Below are 17,217 nucleotides of genomic sequence, written 5' to 3'. Positions count from 1 at the left end.
TCGCCAACTTCGTATTACTCTATAAAAACTAAACAGCATAAGAGGCATTGTAGGACTTCCGTCCTCTTTGCCTCCATTTTTTTCTACTTCTTCTACCCTCATCCCACTACCTTTGACGATGAGCGAAGTTTTGCCTTAGCAAAAGCTTTTGTGGAGGACAACGAAGCACAAGCGTAGTTGCCCGAAGTGCAAACGAGGGTTGCAACGCCGCGCATTTTTGCAACAGCAAAAAGCAAGGCGGGCAATCCAATCTTGTACCGCCCACCATTTAAAACGCAGATTGCATATGCAATCCGCGTTTTTTTGCATCTGCAACCTTTGAGTAGAACGGTTTTATTTGTGCTTGCAAGGTGCTTTATAAATATGTTTTTTATTTTTTACATTCGTAAAAAAACTAATTTTACAACAACTTTATGAAGACATTTTTCAAAACGGCTTTTGTTTTATTTGCACTGATTTCTGCGGCGTGTTCGTCGGTTAAGCAAAATTACGAAACAGTATTTTGCGCGGAAGAAAATTGCGCGGACAGTTCCCACATAAAATCGTCCGTATTGTTTGCAATCGCGATGCCCGATGAAAGCAAATACATTGAAAAAGAATACGGGCTAAAAAAGCTTTCAAAGAACATTTCTTCAAACGGCAAAATATCATGCATAACGACGGGAGTCGGCAAAAATTGCGTAAATTCTTCCCTTGAAAACACGGCTGTTCACGGCAATGTATTGGTCATAAATGTCGGATACTGCGGAAGCAACGTCATAAGTAAAGGCGAGCTTTGCAAGGTAAACAAAGTCGCAAAAATTGAAACCCCGAACGCAATTTCAAAAATCTCAGACTTTGGCGGAGTCCCCTGTTTTTCGTCCGACAAATTCGTGGAAGAATCCGACATAAAAGAACCTTGCGTCTTCGACATGGAGCTTTTCTATTTCCACAAAAAATTTCCAAATCTCATATCCTACAAAATTGTAAGCGACAATCTCTCGCACTCGGAATACGAAGGCTTCAAAAACTTTAATGCCAACGACAGTTGGAAACACTTTTTCAAGACAATCGCCCCTGCACTGCAAAATAAAAATTAAAGTTTTTGCGGAAAACGTTTGACTTGCCATGCGCGAATTGAGAAACTTTGTTTCAAAATACATAAAAAGTTTTAATTCTCAATTTCGATGAATAATTTTACATACTTCGCACCCACAAAAATAGAATTCGGGCTTGGCGCGCAAAAGAAGGTCGGCAAGTTGTTAAAAGAATTTGGCGCAAAAAAAGTTCTGATACACTTCGGCGGACAAAGCGCTAAAAAATCTGGTCTGATAGATGAAGTCGAAACCTTGCTCAAATCGGAAGGCATTGAATATATAGAATTTGGCGGAGTAAAACCAAATCCCCGCCTTTGCGACGTCTATAGGGGCGCGGAAATATGCAAAGCGGAAAACATCGACTTTCTTCTGGCTGTCGGCGGAGGAAGCGTGATAGATTCCGCAAAGGCAATCGCGCTTGCCATTGCAAATCCCGACTGCGACGTTTGGGATTTTTACACGACTTCAAAAAAACCGAAAGCCTGCGCCCCGGTCGGAGTAATTCTTACAATGGCGGCGGCGGGTAGCGAAATGAGCGAAGCTTCCGTCATAACAAAAGACGAGGGGCAACTCAAACGCGCGATAAACAACGACCTTGTAAGAGCAAAGTTTTCGATTTTAAACCCGGAGCTTACCTTGACGCTTCCCGACTATCAGACGCAAAGCGGATGCGCCGACATTCTTCTTCACACCCTCGAACGCTACTTTAAAAACACCGAAAGCTTTGAGCTTACCGATTCCATTGCGGAAGCCTTGATGCGCACGGTAATTGCCAACGCAAAAATCCTGCACGAAAATCCGCAAGACTTGAATGCGCGCGCCGAAATAATGTGGGCGTCAACGCTTTCACATAACAATCTGACGGGAGACCGAACAAAAGGCGACTGGTCGTGCCACGCTCTCGAACACGAGTTAAGCGGAATATTCGACGTCGCGCACGGCGCGGGGCTTGCGGCAATTTGGAGCACATGGGCAAAGTATGTTCTTTCCGAAAACCCGAAACGCTTCGCAAGGCTTGCCGTAAACGTCGCGGGAGTTGAAAACAATGCCTCCGACCCCGTTTCAACCGCATTGAAGGGGATAGAAAAGTTCGAGGAATTTTTTGCAAGCGTCGGAATGCCAACAAGAATTTCCCATCTTGGCATTGAAATCGACGACAATCTTGCCTCTTTGCTCGCAAAAAAATGCTCAAACGGCGGAACACAAAAAATCGGAAAATTCCGCCCGCTCGACGAAAGCGATATGAAGCAAATCTATTTGAACGCGAAGTAAAACATTTTTATTTGCAATACGCGCCGATATTGGTTCTATTTTAGAAAAGATATGCCATTTTTGCGCGGAATAATTTTTTTGCTTATTTTCGCCTCCTGCATAAATTTGCAGGCGGCAAACGTATTCGTTTTGGCAAACAAAAATTCGGAAAAATCCAAAAAACTCGCGGAAGATTATTGCGAATTGCGCTCAATCCCAAAAGAAAACGTCGTTATCTTAGACGTAAAGGACTCCGCAAACATTTCAAGGGAAGACTACGACAAAAAAATAGCGGAAAAACTCTTTAAAGTTTTAAAGGAGCGGGAAGCCGTCAAAGACATCTTAAATTCCGAAAATCCGAAACACGCCCTTGTTGTCAAAAGCGATGTCGATTATGTAGTGATTGCCAAGGGAGTGCCTTACAGAATTTCGGAAGAAAAGATTTCACCCGATGCGAAAATATCCGCAACCGCCAACAACTCCGCTTGTGTAGATTCCGAACTTGCAATGCTCTTAAAAGGCAAATACGAACTGCGCGGAATGCAAAAAAATCCGCTCTTCGGATTAAACAGGCAGCGCGGCGATTACAAAAAAGAAAATTTTTTGGCGGTTTCAAGGCTCGACGGACTGAATTTTTCGGACGCGCTAAACCTTGCTGATAGCGCGCTTTCAGCCGAAGAAAAAGGTCTTAGGGGGCGCGCCTATATAGACATGTCAAAAAAATATCCCACAGGCGACAAGTGGCTTTTGTCCGCAAAAAAGACCATTGAAGAACTCGGCTTTGATGTTTCTTCCGACGAAAAACCCCAACTTTTCAACTACTTTGACAGGTTTGACGCCCCCGCGTTTTACTTCGGATGGTACACAGACATGCCGCGCTACTATCCGCAGTCAAAAGACGTGAAATATTCAAGCGGCGCGTCGGCTCTTCACATCTATTCCTACTCCGCGCAAAATCTTTCAAACCCAAGAGACTGGACGCCGAGTTTTGCCGCGCGAAATGCCGCAGTCGCCTTCGGCTACATCAACGAGCCGTTTTTGACTTTCACGCACAGAAGCGATGTTTACATGCACTATATTTCTCGCGGATTTGAAGCGGGTGAAGCCGCGTTTTATTCGATGAGCGCATTCAGCTGGAAAGGGATTATGCTGGCAGACCCGCTGTATTCCCCGCTCAAAAAAACTTTGCAAAGCCAGCTTGAAGACATAGAAAACGGCAAAATTGACGGGCTTTCGCAATACGCTGTAATACGCAAAATGAATTTGTTCCTTCTCGAAAACGGCAACGCCCGAAAAGCGATTGAAATTGCTGAAAGTTTCATTCCAAAGCTGAATGAAAAATTCGCGCTCAACTGGAAGCTTGCCCTGCTCTACGGCAACTTGGACGAAGAAAAATCAATAGCCCTCGCCCGCGAAGCCGCAAAAGAAGCAAAAGAAAACTTTCAAAATTTCGGACTTGCTTTTGAAATTTCGGACTTCTTGAAATCAAAAAATCTAAAAGAAGAAAGCGCGAAACTATGCCTTGAAATTTTAAATTCAACAAACGACGCCGATTTTCTGCAAAAGGTAATTCCCGTTCTCTTAAATAAAGAGTCTTTCTCCGCCAATGAACGCGAATTTTTGGAGAAAAAACTTTCTAATTTGAATAAAAAACAGAACTGAGATTGCATTTTCAAAAAACTTGACAATCGAAAATTCTTAAAACATCATTTCGCCAAAACCGATAAATTATAAATCGTTAATAGAAGGGGAAAAATGAAAAGAAGAGACTTCGTAAAAACCGCAATAGCGGGTTCTGCAATCGCCTGCACAAATTCGCTTTTTGCAGCAGAAAAAAAATCGCAAAAACAGCCCGACCTCGTAGCGATACACGGCGGCTCGGCTGTTCAAATGTTTGAAAAAGGCATAGCCGAAATGGGCGGAATGTCGCGCTTTGTGAAAAAAGGGCAGACAGTCGTTCTAAAACCAAACATCGCATGGGACAGAACTCCCGACTTCGGCGCAAACACTGATCCCGACTTAGTCGCCGCCGTAGTGAAAGCATGCCTTGCCGCAGGTGCAAAAAAAGTTCTCTGCTTCGACCACACCTGCCACGCCGCAGACGACTGCTACAAGCACTCGGGAACTGCCGAAGCAGTTGAAAAAGCGGGAGGCGAAATGGTTTCGGGCAACGCCCACTCCATGTTCATCGATCAGGATATTCCAAGAGGCGTTTCTTTGAAGAAAGCAAAAGTCCACAAACTCGCAGCGGAAGCCGACGTATTCATCAATATGCCGATTTTAAAGCACCACGGCGGCACAAAAATCACCTGCGCAATGAAAAACTACATGGGCTGCATTCTCGACAGACAATTCTGGCACAGAAACGACCTGCCCCAGTGCATCGCGGATTTCTCCTCATACCAAAAGACATCGCTTACTATCGTTGACGCCTACCATGTAATGCTCGAACACGGGCCTCAGGGTAAAGACCCGAAGTTTGCGCCTGTCGTAAAGTACCAGGTAATCTCCACCGACATCGTTGCTGCCGACGCCGCCGCAGTCCAAATTTTTGCGACAGTCGCAAAGCAGTACGGAATGGGCAAGCCCTACACTCTCGATGAAATTCCATACATCGGGCTTGCAGAAAAGCTCGGAGTGGGCACTGCAGATTTAAGCAAATTGAACGTAAAGAGAATTTCCGTCGCATAACAAAATTAAAACAAGGCGCATACTTGAAGAGTTGCCTCTGAAAATCAAAAAAAGGGGCACTTTGGGTTTGCGCCTTAATTTTAGAAAAAAATGAAAATATTGCGCCATTTTAGAGTTATTTTTGCGATATTGTTCTTCGCGGCAATAAGCCTGCAATTTTTCGACATTTACCACAAACTGCCGAAAATTTATTACATGTACCCTCCCACATCGCTTCAATTTATGCCGTCATTATTGAAGTTTCTGGCGGGGATAGGCATTGCCTCGGCTTGGGCGTTTTTGGCATTTTCAGCCCTCGCACTGATTTTGGGAAGAGCCTATTGCTCGTTCATATGCCCATTCGGGATATTAATGGACATTTTCAGAAAAATCGCAAAATTTCCCGCGGAAAACAAGTTTCTGAAAAAGACTGCCGTTGGCAAATTTTCGCAGAAGAATTTTGCAAAACTAAAATACGCAAAACCGCTGACGGCACTTAGAGTTTTATTTTTGACACTTGCGGTAATTTGCATCGTTTTCGGTTTCGGCGCGCTCTTGGGGCTGATTGACCCGTATTCGCTCTACGGCAAAATAATGTCGGCTGGCTTCATAATAAGTTCTGAAGCGGTAAATTTCTCGGCTTCAAGCGCGGCAAGCTTCGGTTATTACGGAATAACGCCCGCCACAACTGCGGCAGTCTCGGTTGCCGCATTCGGTTTTTCAATTTTCCTTTTGATTTTAACCGCCGCGGTTTCGGCAAAAAGCGGAAGGCTTTTTTGCAACAGCCTCTGCCCTGTCGGAGCTTTTTTGGGAGGGCTTTCAAAATTTGCATTGTTCTCCCTGCAAATAGACAAAGACCAATGCGTCTCCTGCGGAAAGTGCGAAAGGGACTGCAAGGCAAAGTGCATAAACATAAAGGGAAAAGACATCGACTTCTCGCGGTGTGTTCTATGCCTTGACTGCGCGGCGCACTGCCCAAAAAGCTCGATAGGCTACAAAATAAATCCCGCATACAAAAAAATATTTTCCAAATCTTCCCGAAAGACCGAAGGCGAAAATATTTCAAGAAGAAGTTTTGCCGCCGCCGCGGCTTCCATGGCAACCGCACTCTTCGGCTGCAAGAAGGGCGACGAGGAGCTTTCGCAAAAACACAGCTTGAAAGTCTTGGAAGGAGCGTCCGAATACAGAATAGACGGTGCGAGAGCCGACAAGCGTCTCCCGTCTCCTCCGGGCTCAATCAGCATTGAAAACTTTCTGGAAAACTGCACGGCATGCCAAAGATGCGTAAGCTCATGCAAGTCGCAAGTTTTAAAGGCGTCAACCACCCAATGGGGCTTGTCGGGATTTATGCAACCATACATGGATTTTTCGGCGGCATTCTGCCTGCCCGACTGCCATAACTGCTCAAAAACCTGCCCGACCGGTGCGATACGCTTCATCACAAAAAAGCAAAAAATGTCTGAAAAAATCGGCACCGCCATATTCAACCGCGAGCTCTGCGTTGTTTATACCGACGGAACCGACTGCGCGGCATGCGCCGAACACTGCCCCGTTCAGGCGATTGAAATGATACCGTTTAACGAAAAGAAAAGCCTCTATATTCCGCATGTCCACGAAGACGTCTGCATAGGATGCGGAGCCTGCGAAAATGTCTGCCCCGTGCGCCCGCACACGGCGATAGTAATTCAGGGCTTAAAAGTGCATAAAAAGGCAATTCCATTTGACGAAAAAATGCGCTTGTACGTCCCGCAGGAAAAGCAGAAAGCGGAAGTTTCCGCGCCAAAGCCTCTCGACAATCCGTTCCCGTTCTGATAACTCAAACGGCAAAAGACTGCGCAAGCGAAAACTTGCGCAATTTTTTTATATTTTGTAAAAAACACGTTTTTTATCTAAAGGCTTAAAAAAATTTTCGAAAATTCCGAAGTGAATAGCGCAAAAAAAAGAAGCGCCAAGAAAGACGCTTCTTTCTTCGCAATTTCCGAATTAACGCAAAACCCTGTTTGTGGCGGGGTCCAAAATTCGGAAGTTTTCAACGTGGTAAGACGGATCAGCCCTGAACGTAAGCTTCAAGTTGTAAGCTTTCTCGAGATTTATCAGATACTCGTAGTCTTCGTTTTGCATGAGCTTCAAATTTTCGGGGTGCAGCATCACAAGCATTGGAATTTCATTTGAATTGCCCTCGCGGGTGCGGATTGCGCGGGCTATCGCCACAATTTTGCGCTGAATTTCAACACTCATCGTGCGCGAGCTCTTAACAATGCCTTTGCCGCCGCAATAGGGGCATGTCGAATAAATTTCGCTTGCATTTGACTGGTGGTGACGCTGGCGGGTCATCTGCATGATTCCAAGCTGGGAAATCGGCAAGACCTGGCTCTTTGCCTTGTCTTTTTCCATTTCCTCGCGCAGTTTCTTATAGACGGCCTGGCGGTCTTTACGGCTTTTCATGTCGATGGTGTCGATGATAATCAAGCCACCAATGTTGCGAAGGCGCACTTGACGCGCAGATTCGGCAACTGCTTCGAGATTTGCCTGCAAAATAAAGTCTTTGCCGTCAGCGTCCTTGCCCTTGTGAGACCCCGTGTTTACGTCGATTGCAGTGAGAGCTTCGGTTTCATCTACAACGATTTCGCCACCTGATGGCAGAGGAACTCTGCGCTGGAAAGTCTGGGTAATCTGCTTTTCGATGTTGTAGCGTTCAAAAATCGGAATGTTATCCTTGTAAAGCTGGATTTTCGAACGCGCCCTGTGGGAAATTTCGGAAACAGATGCCAAAATTTTTTCATAGTCATCTTTGTTGTCTATCAAAATCCTGTCGGTTTCTTCCGTCAAAAAGTCTCTCACCGTGCGCTCGATGATGTCGGGCTCTTTGTAAAGGAGAGCCGGTCCCGGCTCGTTTTCGATTTTGTTTTGGATTTGCTTCCAGATGTTTAAAAGTATGTGCAAGTCCCTTACGAAATACGTCCACCTCTTGCCCTGCCCCGCTGTGCGGACAATGACTCCCATGCCTTCGGGAATTTTCATGGAGCGGAGTATTTTCTTGATGCGCTCGCGCTCGCGCTTGTCTTCGATTTTGCGGGAAATGCCGCACTGCCCCGCGTAGGGCATAAGCACCAAATAACGCCCGGGAATTGCAATGTTGGTAGTGACCCTCGGGCCTTTAGTGCCTATTTGCGTCTTGGTGATTTGAATTACGATGTCTGTTCCGACAGGGAACTTTTCGGGAATATCCTTGTTTGAAAGCTTTAAAGCCGCATTTTTTTTCTGCTCCTTAGAGCGGTTTTCGCGGACAATTTCATAAGAATTGTCGTTTGTCGCGCTCGGGAAAATGTCCCAATAGTGCAAAAAGGCGTTTTTGGGCTGGCCAATATCTACAAACGCCGCCTTCAAGCCGGGTTCAAGATTTTGGATTTTTCCCTTGAAGATTGCGCCAACCATGCTTTCATCGCCGACATGCTCGGTTTCAAACTTCTGCATCAGCCCGTCTTCGAGAAGGGCGACTCGTTTTTCCAAAGGCTCGACGTTTATGACAAGCTCTTTGTAAGGGCCCTCTTCGCGCTTCAAAAGCCTTATGATTTTTTCGAGAAGCGGACGTTTTTTTGCGCGAAGCTTTGCTTCTGCATTGAGCTGCGCCACTGAAATAGGCTCAACCGCGACTTCAGGAGGACGCTTTGAAAGCTCTTCGTCCAAAGTGTTTTGATTTTCTTGAATATTTTCTTCTTTCATTTTTTCGCTTAATTTTTAAGCGGTTCGTCCCGACTAATCAAACTGGCGGCGGTGCCTGAATACGCTTTGCACCAAACCAAGCAGAATAAAACAAGTCAAAACAAATGAACCGCCATAACTTAACATTGGCAAAGGCAGACCCGTTATCGGCATAATGCCAAGAGTCATGCCTATATTTATAAAGACGTGAACGGCGAGCATTGTGCAAATGCCCGCGCATAAAAGCTGTCCGAAACGATCGCGCGACTTGCGCGCGGCTCTGAGACAGCAAAGTAAAATCGCCCCTTGGAGCAAAACGGCAAAACTTGCCCCGACAAACCCCGACTCTTCCGCAAGAACTGCGAAAATAAAGTCGTTATACGCCACATCGGAAGGCAAATAACCCAGCTTTGCCTGAGTACCCTCTCCCAAACCCTTGCCGAAAAATCCGCCGCTTCCGATAGATATCAAACTCTGGCGAACGTTCCAAGTTACGTCTTGCCCAAGCTTATCGACAACTTCGGGCGCGACAAACGCCAAAATTCTGTTTCGCTGGTAATCTTTCATCGGAAGGCAAAAATGGGATGAGCCAAACAAATTGCCCTTTGAAGACACTGTCGCCGTTATTTTGTTTTCTTCCAAAAAGGAAGTGTAGCGGACAATATCCCAGGCAACGATTGCAACCATGAGCGCGAAAGCGGCAAAAGCCATCACAAAAAATTTTTTTGAGAGTTTCGACACATACAGCATTGCAAACACCATTGGCGGAAAAACTAATGTAGAGCCTAAGTCCGGCTGCAAAAAAATCAATAAAATTGGTATTGCAGCCACAACAAAAATTTTAAGCAGTACTTTAAGAGATTCCTTTATGGTGCCGATTTTTGAACGCGCCAAGATTGCGGCTACCATGATGCATGCGCCTATTTTCGCGATTTCCGCGGGCTGCAAGGAAAATATGCCCATGTTTATCCAGCGCGTCGCGTTGAAACGCTTGTCAACAAACGGCAAATTTATCCCGCAACTGCCTTCCAGAAAAAGCGGAATTAAAAGAGCGATGCACATGGCGTATATCAAATGCGCATACACGAAGCATTTTTCGTAATCCATGCGCGAAATGAAGAAATACGCAACGCTCCCCATAGCCAAAAAGACAGTCTGCCTAAACCAAAACTGGCGCGCGATAGACATCTCATCCATATTGTAGCTCTGAGAAGTGTATATGAAAACAAGCCCCATTAAAGACAGCAGTGCCATACATATCGGCATGAGAATGTCGGAACGCATCTTTATGCGCCCTTCTAAACCGTCGTCTTTAAGCTTGGCAAACATTCGGCAAAATCAGTCAATAACCTTTACTGCGGAGAACTTTCGCGCATCGTCGGCGGATACGCCTTTCCTCTTCGCATAAATTTCAATCTGGGACGAATCCACAGCCATTTGATTTATGTACTTCGCAAGCGGATTTGCAATCCAAAGACCGCATACGCTTGAAGTCGGATTCATCATAAAATTGTCCGTAAGCCTTATGCCTGTCTTGCATTCTACGTTCAAAAGGCTCCAAATTTTCTTTTTTTCGGAGTGGTCCGCCCACATCGGGTATCCGCACGCAGGGCGGATGCCCGCGCAAAAATCGGGCGCAAAGGGGCGCATTTTGATTTCGTTTATGTAATGAGCGTAAGCTTCGGCAATTATGTTTGAAAGCGTTGAAACCAAAATTGCCTCGTAGTCTTTCCCGCGGCTTTTCAGCTCGCTTTCGTATTCGGCAACTTCCGTTCCCGCAGTCGCGGCAAAAAGCCCTATTGAATCCAAAAATCCCGAATTTACGGGAGCGACAAAGTCGGAAGCGCAAAGGCAAACGTTTTTTGACGGAATTTGATTTCTGAAAAAGCAAAGAGTTTCAAGCAGCTTGTTGTCCGCCCTGAAAAGCTTTATGTCTTCTCCATCCGACGCCGCCCTGAAAAACCGCCAAACCGCCTTGGGGCGCGCGATTTTTTTCAAGGTTTCAAGCATCTTCATCGCATCTTCAAAAAGCTCTTTTGAAGCTTCCGCCTTCGACGGATTTAAAGCCCTGCCATGCAAGCCCCAGGCATAGTAAAGCATTCCCCATGAGAAATACTTTTCAAGCTCTTCAACGGAATGAGAGCCAAGCCACAAGTCGAAACTAATCGGGCGCGCAACTTTATCTTTTGAAAATTCCTGCTTAAATTTCATCTCGCGGGCTTTTTCAAAGACTACAAGGCTCGCGGAGTTTTCGCGCTCCTTCTCCTCGAAACTCTTGCGCAAGAAATCCTGCTCTGCTTTAAGCTCCAAGTCGAAAACATCGTTTGGATTTATGAGGCTTGCACAGGCGTTTGAAACCAAAGAGGCGTCCTCAACCCTCATAATCCTTCCGCTGTAAAGAGGGGCAAGCTTCACCGCCGTATGGACATCGCTCGTTGTCGCGCCCCCCACAATTACGGGAGTGCGCACGCCCTCTTTTTCGAGCATCTTGACAACGTTAGCCATTTCGACCAAAGACGGGGTAATAAGCCCGCTTAACCCTATCAAATCGACTCTTTTCGCCGCCTCCAAAATTTTCTCGGGAGGGCACATCACGCCCAAGTCCTCAACTTCGTAGCCGTTGCATGACAAAACAGAGCCTACAATGTTTTTGCCGATATCGTGGACATCTCCCTTCACGGTTGCGATTGCGACCTTTCCCCTGCCCGAATTCCCCTTGGGCATATAAGGCTCCAAAAAGGCGACCGCTTTCTTCATCACGCGCGCGCTCTTTACGACCTGCGGCAGGAACATCTTGCCCTCGCCGAACAAAACGCCCACATGCTTCATCGCGTCCATGAGCGGACCTTCAATGACTTTCAGTGGGTTTTTCAGTTCCGAAAAGAAATGCTCCACAACTTCCAAAATGCGCTCGTCTTCGCCTTTTACAAAGCAGCGTTTCATTTTTTCGCCCCAGTCCAAAGAATTGAAATCGTCCTCGTGCGCGGCGGAAGACTTGCCCGACTTGTCCTTGTAAGACTGCGCGGAATTTAAGAGGGCTTCGACGGCGGAATGCCCTTTGTTTAAAATCACGTCCTCTACAAGTTTGCGGAGCTTCGGCTCGATTTCGTCATAAGGCGCAAGCATTCCCGCGTTTACAATGCCGAAATCCAAACCCGCCTTGCGCGCGTGGTAAAGGAATACGGAGTGCATCGCCTCCCTGACTGCGTTATTGCCCCTGAAAGCGAACGAAACATTGCTTACGCCCGCGCTTGTTCTTGAATTTGGGCAAAGATCTTTCAGCCTGCGCACGGCTTCGATGAAATTCACCGCGTAAGAATCGTGCTCTTCTATGCCCGTTGCGACAGTCAAGACCGCCGCGTCGAAAATAATGTCTTCGGGGTCGATGCCGACACTCAAAAGCAAGTCGTAAGACCGCTTGCAAATTCTCACCTTGTCCTCAATCGAGACAGCCTGACCGTTTTCGTCGAACGCCATAACAAGGATTGCGGCTCCGAATTTTTTAAGCTCCTTTGCATGCGCAAGAAAAACCTCTTCCCCCTCTTTTAGGGAAATGGAATTTACAATCGCCTTGCCTTGAACGCATTTAAGCCCCGCCAAAATTGTCTCGAAATCCGAAGAGTCTATCATTATGGGGACTCTCGCGATTTCCGGCTCCGCCGCGACCATGTTGAGAAACGTCGTCATGCACTGCGGAGCGTCGAGCAAGGCTTCGTCGAAATTTACGTCGATTGCGTTCGCCCCGTTTTCCACCTGCTTGCGCGCGACAGAAAGCGCGGACTGAAAATCTCCCGCAATAATGAGCTTCTTAAACTGTATGGACCCCGCAACATTCGTCCTTTCTCCGACAAACACAAAGGGGGCGTTTTTCTTTTGAAGCTCGAGAGGCTCCAAGCCCGACAAAATAAGGCTTTCGGATTTACTCTTCGGCTTTCGTGGCGCATATTTCGAACATTCCTTGACGACTTCGCGAATGTGTGCGGGAGTTGTCCCGCAGCATCCGCCAATGACGTTTAAAAGACCGTCGCGGGCGTATTCCGACAAATATTTTGCAGTGTCTTTCGGCTGCTGGTCGTAGCCGAACTCCGAAAGCGGATTGGGAAGCCCCGCATTCGGATAGCAGTGGGTGAAGCATTCCGCAATCCTGTCGAACTGCTCTATGTAAGGGCGCATTCCCTCCGCGCCCAAAGAGCAGTTTAAGCCGACAAACAAAGGTTTTGCGTGCCTTATGCTCGCATAGAATGCCTCTATCGTCTGCCCGCTCAAAATTCTGCCTGAGAGGTCGGAAATTGTCACGCTTACTGAAATCGGAATATTGCATTTTCCCTCTTCGACCAAACTCAAATACGCATGGATTGCCGCCTTTACGTTCAACGTGTCAAAAGAAGTTTCAAGCAAGAACAAGTCAACTCCGTTTTCAGACAAAACTTTCATCTGCTCGTAATACGAGGCGCGCAGTTCGTCAAAACTTACGTTTCGCAAAGCAGTGTTGTTGGGATCGGGCGGAATTGACGCAGTCTTGTTCATGGGGCCTATCGACCCCGCGACAAAACGCGGCTTGCCGTCTTTTTTCTCGAACTCGTCCGCAATTCCCCTCGCAAGTTTTGCGGCGGCGGCATTGAGTTTTGGAGAAAAGTCCGAAAGCCCATAGTCTTCCTGCCCCAAGCGCGTCGAGGCAAAAGTATTCGTGGTTACGATGTCCGAACCCGCTTCAAAATAAGACCTGTGAATTTTTGCGATGATGTCGGGGCGCGTTATGTTTAAGAGGTCGTTGTTCCCTTTAAGCTCCGCCTTGCAATTTTGAAGCTCTGCAACTCCTGCGCGAAAATCGTCTTCCGACAAGCCTTCGCGCTGAATCAATGTCCCCATAGCTCCGTCCAAGAAAACAATGCGCTCTTTCAAAACAGAGCATAGTTTCTTTGCCCGCGGTGAAAATTCAAAATCCATAAAAAAAATCCCAAAAGCTTTAACTCATCGCGGCAATCAGGCGTTCATTGAACTCCGCCGCCGCGTCATGACCCATTTCGCGCAACGCCTGAACCATGGCGGCAACTTCAACAAGGCGCGCCATGTCTCTTCCCGGTCTTACGGGAATTTCGATATGCGGAATTGAAACGCCCAAGATGTCAAAGTAATTCTTGTCAAGCCCCGTGCGCTCTTCGGGTATTCCCGATTTCCATTCAACGAAAGTCACAACCAAATCGACCTGCTTTTCGAGGCGCAAGCATCTAACCCCGTAGAGCTTCGCAACGTCGATTATGCCAATTCCACGGCACTCCATGTACCCGCGGTTTAAGTCGTTGCTCTTGCCAATTACCCTGTCTTTTCCGATTTTTACGCAGCACGTCATGTCGTCTGCCACAAGCGAATGCCCGTGGTCGATTAAGGCAAGCGCGCATTCGCTCTTGCCGACTCCGCTTGCACCGCGGATTAAAACACCTATACCCTTGACGTCCAAAAACGTTCCGTGCAAACTGATGCGCGGCGCAAACTTCTTGCCGACTTCCAGCGACAAATCAGTCGAAAACTCCTTCGAGCGCATTCTTGTGCGAAGAAGCGGCACATTGAACTCCTCCGCGACTTTCAGCATCGCCCTCGTCGGGACAATGTTGCGGGAAACAATCATGCAGGTGACGCCCTTTTCGAGAATCTCGCGCATTGCCTGCTCCTGCTCTTCGGCGGGCAAGTCCCGCAGATAAGCCATTTCGCCCGCGCCGAAAATCTGTATGCGGTGCGCGGCAAAATTTTTAAAGTAGCCCGTTATCGCCAGCGCGGGGCGGTTTGAACCCAAATCCTTTATGATTTTATCAAGCCCGCCTGCCCCCGCAGCCATTTCGAGCTGCAAAGTTTCCTTAAATAAATCGTAAAATTCCTTTACGGATATAGACTGTTCGTTTGCTTCCGACATAAACTACATTTTAAAGCTTTCGCCCAAATAGAACTTGCGGCTCATTTCGTCGTTTACCAAAAATTCGCTCGTGCCCTGGCTTAAAACCTTCCCCTGGTGGATTAGGTAAGCCCTGTCCACAATGCTGAGAGTTTCGCGCACGTTGTGGTCGGTGATAAGGACGCCGATGCCCTTTGCCTTCAACCCCAAAACAATATTTTGGACTTCCGCCACACTTATCGGGTCAACTCCGCTGAAAGGCTCGTCCATCAAAAGAAATTTCGGGCGGACAGCCAGAGCGCGGGTGATTTCAAGCCTCCTGCGCTCCCCCCCTGAAAGCGTGTACGCCTTTTGAGAGGAAAGACGCTTCAAATCCAAATCGTCAAGCATTTTCAAGACATAGTCCTTGCGCTCTTTTTTCGGCATGTCCAAAGTTTCGACAACCGCCATGACGTTTTCTTCAACAGTGAGCTTTCTGAAAACCGAAGCTTCCTGCGGCAAATATCCTATGCCCATTCTTGAACGCCTGTACATAGGCAAATTCGTAATATCGACATTTCCCAAAAAGACGTTGCCCGCCGTTGCGGGGACAAGCCCCATAATCATGTAAAAACTCGTTGTTTTTCCCGCGCCGTTCGGACCCAAAAGCCCCACGATTTCCCCTGCGGCAAGGCTTAAATTCACGCCGTTTACCACGCGCCTTTTGCCATAGTCTTTGACAAGCTCGCGCGCAGTTATCGATAATTTCCCATTTTGCAAATCCATTTCTTGTGAGAATGGATTTTTATTTCAATCTTGTAAACACAAATATTAACGCAATGCAACAAAAACCCATATTGCAAAAAGCCTATGCAAAAAATTGCGGATTTTGCCGCAAAAAACCGAATGCGCACAAAAAAAGCAAAACGCTATTCAGAAAAAGATACGACAAACCTAAAACCCACGGTTCTGTCGCCGTTTTGGCTCGTCTGAATTTCGCGGACGGGAATTTCGCTTAAAGCGTCCGTCCAAGTCTGTGCATTTCCGCCAAATACAAAAGCCTTTGCGTTTTTATCGGCGGAAGTAAATTCCGAAACATTGCCAAGCAAGTCGTAAAAACCCTTGACGTTCGGGCTTTTCGACGCCACTTTGTGCGTGCGAAGCCCGGAATTGCCGGCATTCCACGATATGGCATCCAAATCCACATAAGCCAAAGACCCGACTGCGCTTTTAAGCTGCTCCAAAGAAGGCAGGGTGATTTTTCTTCCCAAAATCCAAGAAAGCCTCCTGCAAAAATCCAAGGCGTTTTCGTACGAAACGGTTTCAACGGGATTTTCGGGATTTTTGTTTCTGCTGGGATTTTCCTGCATCACAAATTCATAAAGCGACTGCGAAACTTCGGATTTCAGCATTTTGACATTTTCCGAAGAATTTATCGGCAGCAAATTTTCCATGCACTGCCTGTAAATTGTTTCCAAGTTTTTGCCCAAATAGCCGATATAGCGCAAAGACAAGACAGTTTCATCGTCTAAAAGCCCGCTTAAAGGATGCTCCGTCTTGAAGCTTTCGCACTTTAAAAGAATATTTTGCGCAAGGGGCAAAATTTTGTCGGAAGACTCTCCGTTTCGCAACATTTCGCGCATTTTCTCATATTTTTGAGAAATTTCGTCAAAAAGCGGGCGGCTCATGGCGACATCCTTTAAAACCCTGAATTTAGCAAGCTTTTCTCCGGAAGCGTAAGAACTGCGCTCAAAAAGCGTGTTGAGTTCGCTCTGCTTGTCAACCGCGATTCGGTACTGCTCCGCGGCGGCGAGATAGTTTTTGCCTTCCTCGCACTTTTTCCCTGCCGCCAATGCCTCTTCGATTTCAGCCTGCAAAGGAGCGGCGTTTAAAGAATCCAATTCTATTTCAAAATCCCTTACTTTTGAAAAATCGGCATAGCTTGTGTTGGCATAGTCCTTGTTTATTCTATTCTGCAAGGATATTGCTTTTTTATATAATTTTTTTGCCTCTTCCCAGTGCTTCAACGCAACATGCTCTTTTATTTGCGCCTGTATTTCCTTTATTTCGGAAGCGAGAGGTGCCGCGCTTACAAGGCGCAACATTTGCTCCGCCTTTGAAAGGGTCGATACGCTGCAATAGTCGCTGTCGGGATAGAGCCTGTTTACACGCTCCTGCGCCTCATATACTTTTTTATATAATTCCAACGCCAAGAGCATATTGTGCTTCGTAAAAGCCTCATCCGCCTCTCTTAACATCATCGGTATTTCTTCGGCGTCTTTTCTGCCCTGCACGTTTTGCAAAGTCGTGCGCATTTGCGTAAGCTCGGCGTGCGTCGCCCTGTCGGAAGTCTCGGTCTGTTTTATGAAAGAACTCAAAAGCCCTATGGATTTTTCGAGTTTATCCATGTCGGCTTTCGTAGGCTCGCCAAGCTTCAGTTTTTCCAAAAATTCATTATAAAGCTTTCCCGCTTCGGTTTTCATTTCAAGCGCGTCGGCAAGCGAAATTTCCGCGTCTTGATGCTCCTCGTAAACTCCGCGCGGAGAAAACAGAGTAAGAAAATAGAAAAAGCCCAAAACCAAGACCGTCGCAAGAATTGTCAGAAAAACTTTTGTGGGAGTCATAGCAATAAAAAATATAAAATACAGAGAA

At 46.8% G+C, this 17,217-nt stretch carries 11 protein-coding genes; 5 read left to right on the top strand and 6 right to left on the bottom strand.

Annotation, left to right across the window (positions count from 1 at the left end):
* The first annotated feature begins 413 nt into the window (after positions 1–413).
* The 5 genes from MOX91_RS07735 to MOX91_RS07715 all read left to right on the top strand — a co-directional run bounded on the left by MOX91_RS07735 (position 414) and on the right by MOX91_RS07715 (position 6,809).
* Positions 414–1,079 (top strand): hypothetical protein, encoded by a 666-nt coding sequence (locus MOX91_RS07735; RefSeq protein ID WP_370397510.1) that lies wholly within the window; start codon positions 414–416, stop codon positions 1,077–1,079.
* 87 nt (positions 1,080–1,166) lie between these two features.
* Positions 1,167–2,348 carry an iron-containing alcohol dehydrogenase gene (locus MOX91_RS07730; protein WP_370397509.1) on the top strand — a complete coding sequence of 394 codons (1,182 nt, stop codon included), beginning with the start codon at positions 1,167–1,169 and terminating at the stop codon, positions 2,346–2,348.
* 60 nt (positions 2,349–2,408) lie between these two features.
* Positions 2,409–3,989 (top strand): TIGR03790 family protein, encoded by a 1,581-nt coding sequence (locus MOX91_RS07725; protein ID WP_370397508.1) that lies wholly within the window; start codon positions 2,409–2,411, stop codon positions 3,987–3,989.
* Between the two features lie 93 nt (positions 3,990–4,082).
* Positions 4,083–5,018 (top strand): DUF362 domain-containing protein, encoded by a 936-nt coding sequence (locus MOX91_RS07720; protein ID WP_370397507.1) that lies wholly within the window; start codon positions 4,083–4,085, stop codon positions 5,016–5,018.
* A gap of 90 nt (positions 5,019–5,108) precedes the next feature.
* Positions 5,109–6,809, top strand: coding sequence for a 4Fe-4S dicluster domain-containing protein (locus tag MOX91_RS07715; protein ID WP_370397506.1), 1,701 nt, complete (start codon positions 5,109–5,111; stop codon positions 6,807–6,809).
* A 171-nt stretch (positions 6,810–6,980) separates the two neighbouring features.
* Here MOX91_RS07715 and MOX91_RS07710 read toward each other — a convergent pair whose 3' ends face one another.
* The 6 genes from MOX91_RS07710 to MOX91_RS07685 form a co-directional block, all read right to left on the bottom strand.
* On the bottom strand, positions 6,981–8,720 hold the full coding sequence (locus MOX91_RS07710) for an Rne/Rng family ribonuclease (RefSeq protein WP_370397505.1): 1,740 nt from the start codon (positions 8,718–8,720) through the stop codon (positions 6,981–6,983).
* Positions 8,721–8,753: 33 nt separating this feature from the next.
* Positions 8,754–9,983, bottom strand: coding sequence for an FtsW/RodA/SpoVE family cell cycle protein (locus tag MOX91_RS07705; protein WP_370397504.1), 1,230 nt, complete (start codon positions 9,981–9,983; stop codon positions 8,754–8,756).
* A gap of 54 nt (positions 9,984–10,037) precedes the next feature.
* The gene (gene metH, locus MOX91_RS07700; RefSeq protein ID WP_370397503.1) at positions 10,038–13,646 is read right to left on the bottom strand and encodes a methionine synthase; all 3,609 of its coding nucleotides are present in this window, start codon (positions 13,644–13,646) and stop codon (positions 10,038–10,040) included.
* Between the two features lie 19 nt (positions 13,647–13,665).
* Entirely contained in the window at positions 13,666–14,607 is a 942-nt protein-coding gene (hprK, locus tag MOX91_RS07695; RefSeq protein ID WP_370397502.1) for an HPr(Ser) kinase/phosphatase, read from the bottom strand.
* A gap of 3 nt (positions 14,608–14,610) precedes the next feature.
* Positions 14,611–15,351, bottom strand: a complete 741-nt coding sequence (lptB, locus tag MOX91_RS07690) for an LPS export ABC transporter ATP-binding protein (RefSeq protein WP_370397501.1) — start codon at positions 15,349–15,351, stop codon at positions 14,611–14,613.
* A gap of 143 nt (positions 15,352–15,494) precedes the next feature.
* Positions 15,495–17,189, bottom strand: coding sequence for a formylglycine-generating enzyme family protein (locus MOX91_RS07685; protein WP_370397500.1), 1,695 nt, complete (start codon positions 17,187–17,189; stop codon positions 15,495–15,497).
* Positions 17,190–17,217: the final 28 nt, after the last annotated feature.

Source organism: Intestinicryptomonas porci, assembly GCF_033971905.1.
GTDB lineage: Bacteria > Verrucomicrobiota > Verrucomicrobiia > Opitutales > Intestinicryptomonadaceae > Intestinicryptomonas > Intestinicryptomonas porci.
The sequence above is the reverse complement of the archived record's forward strand: the minus strand, read 5'-3'. Positions and strand labels throughout refer to the sequence as shown.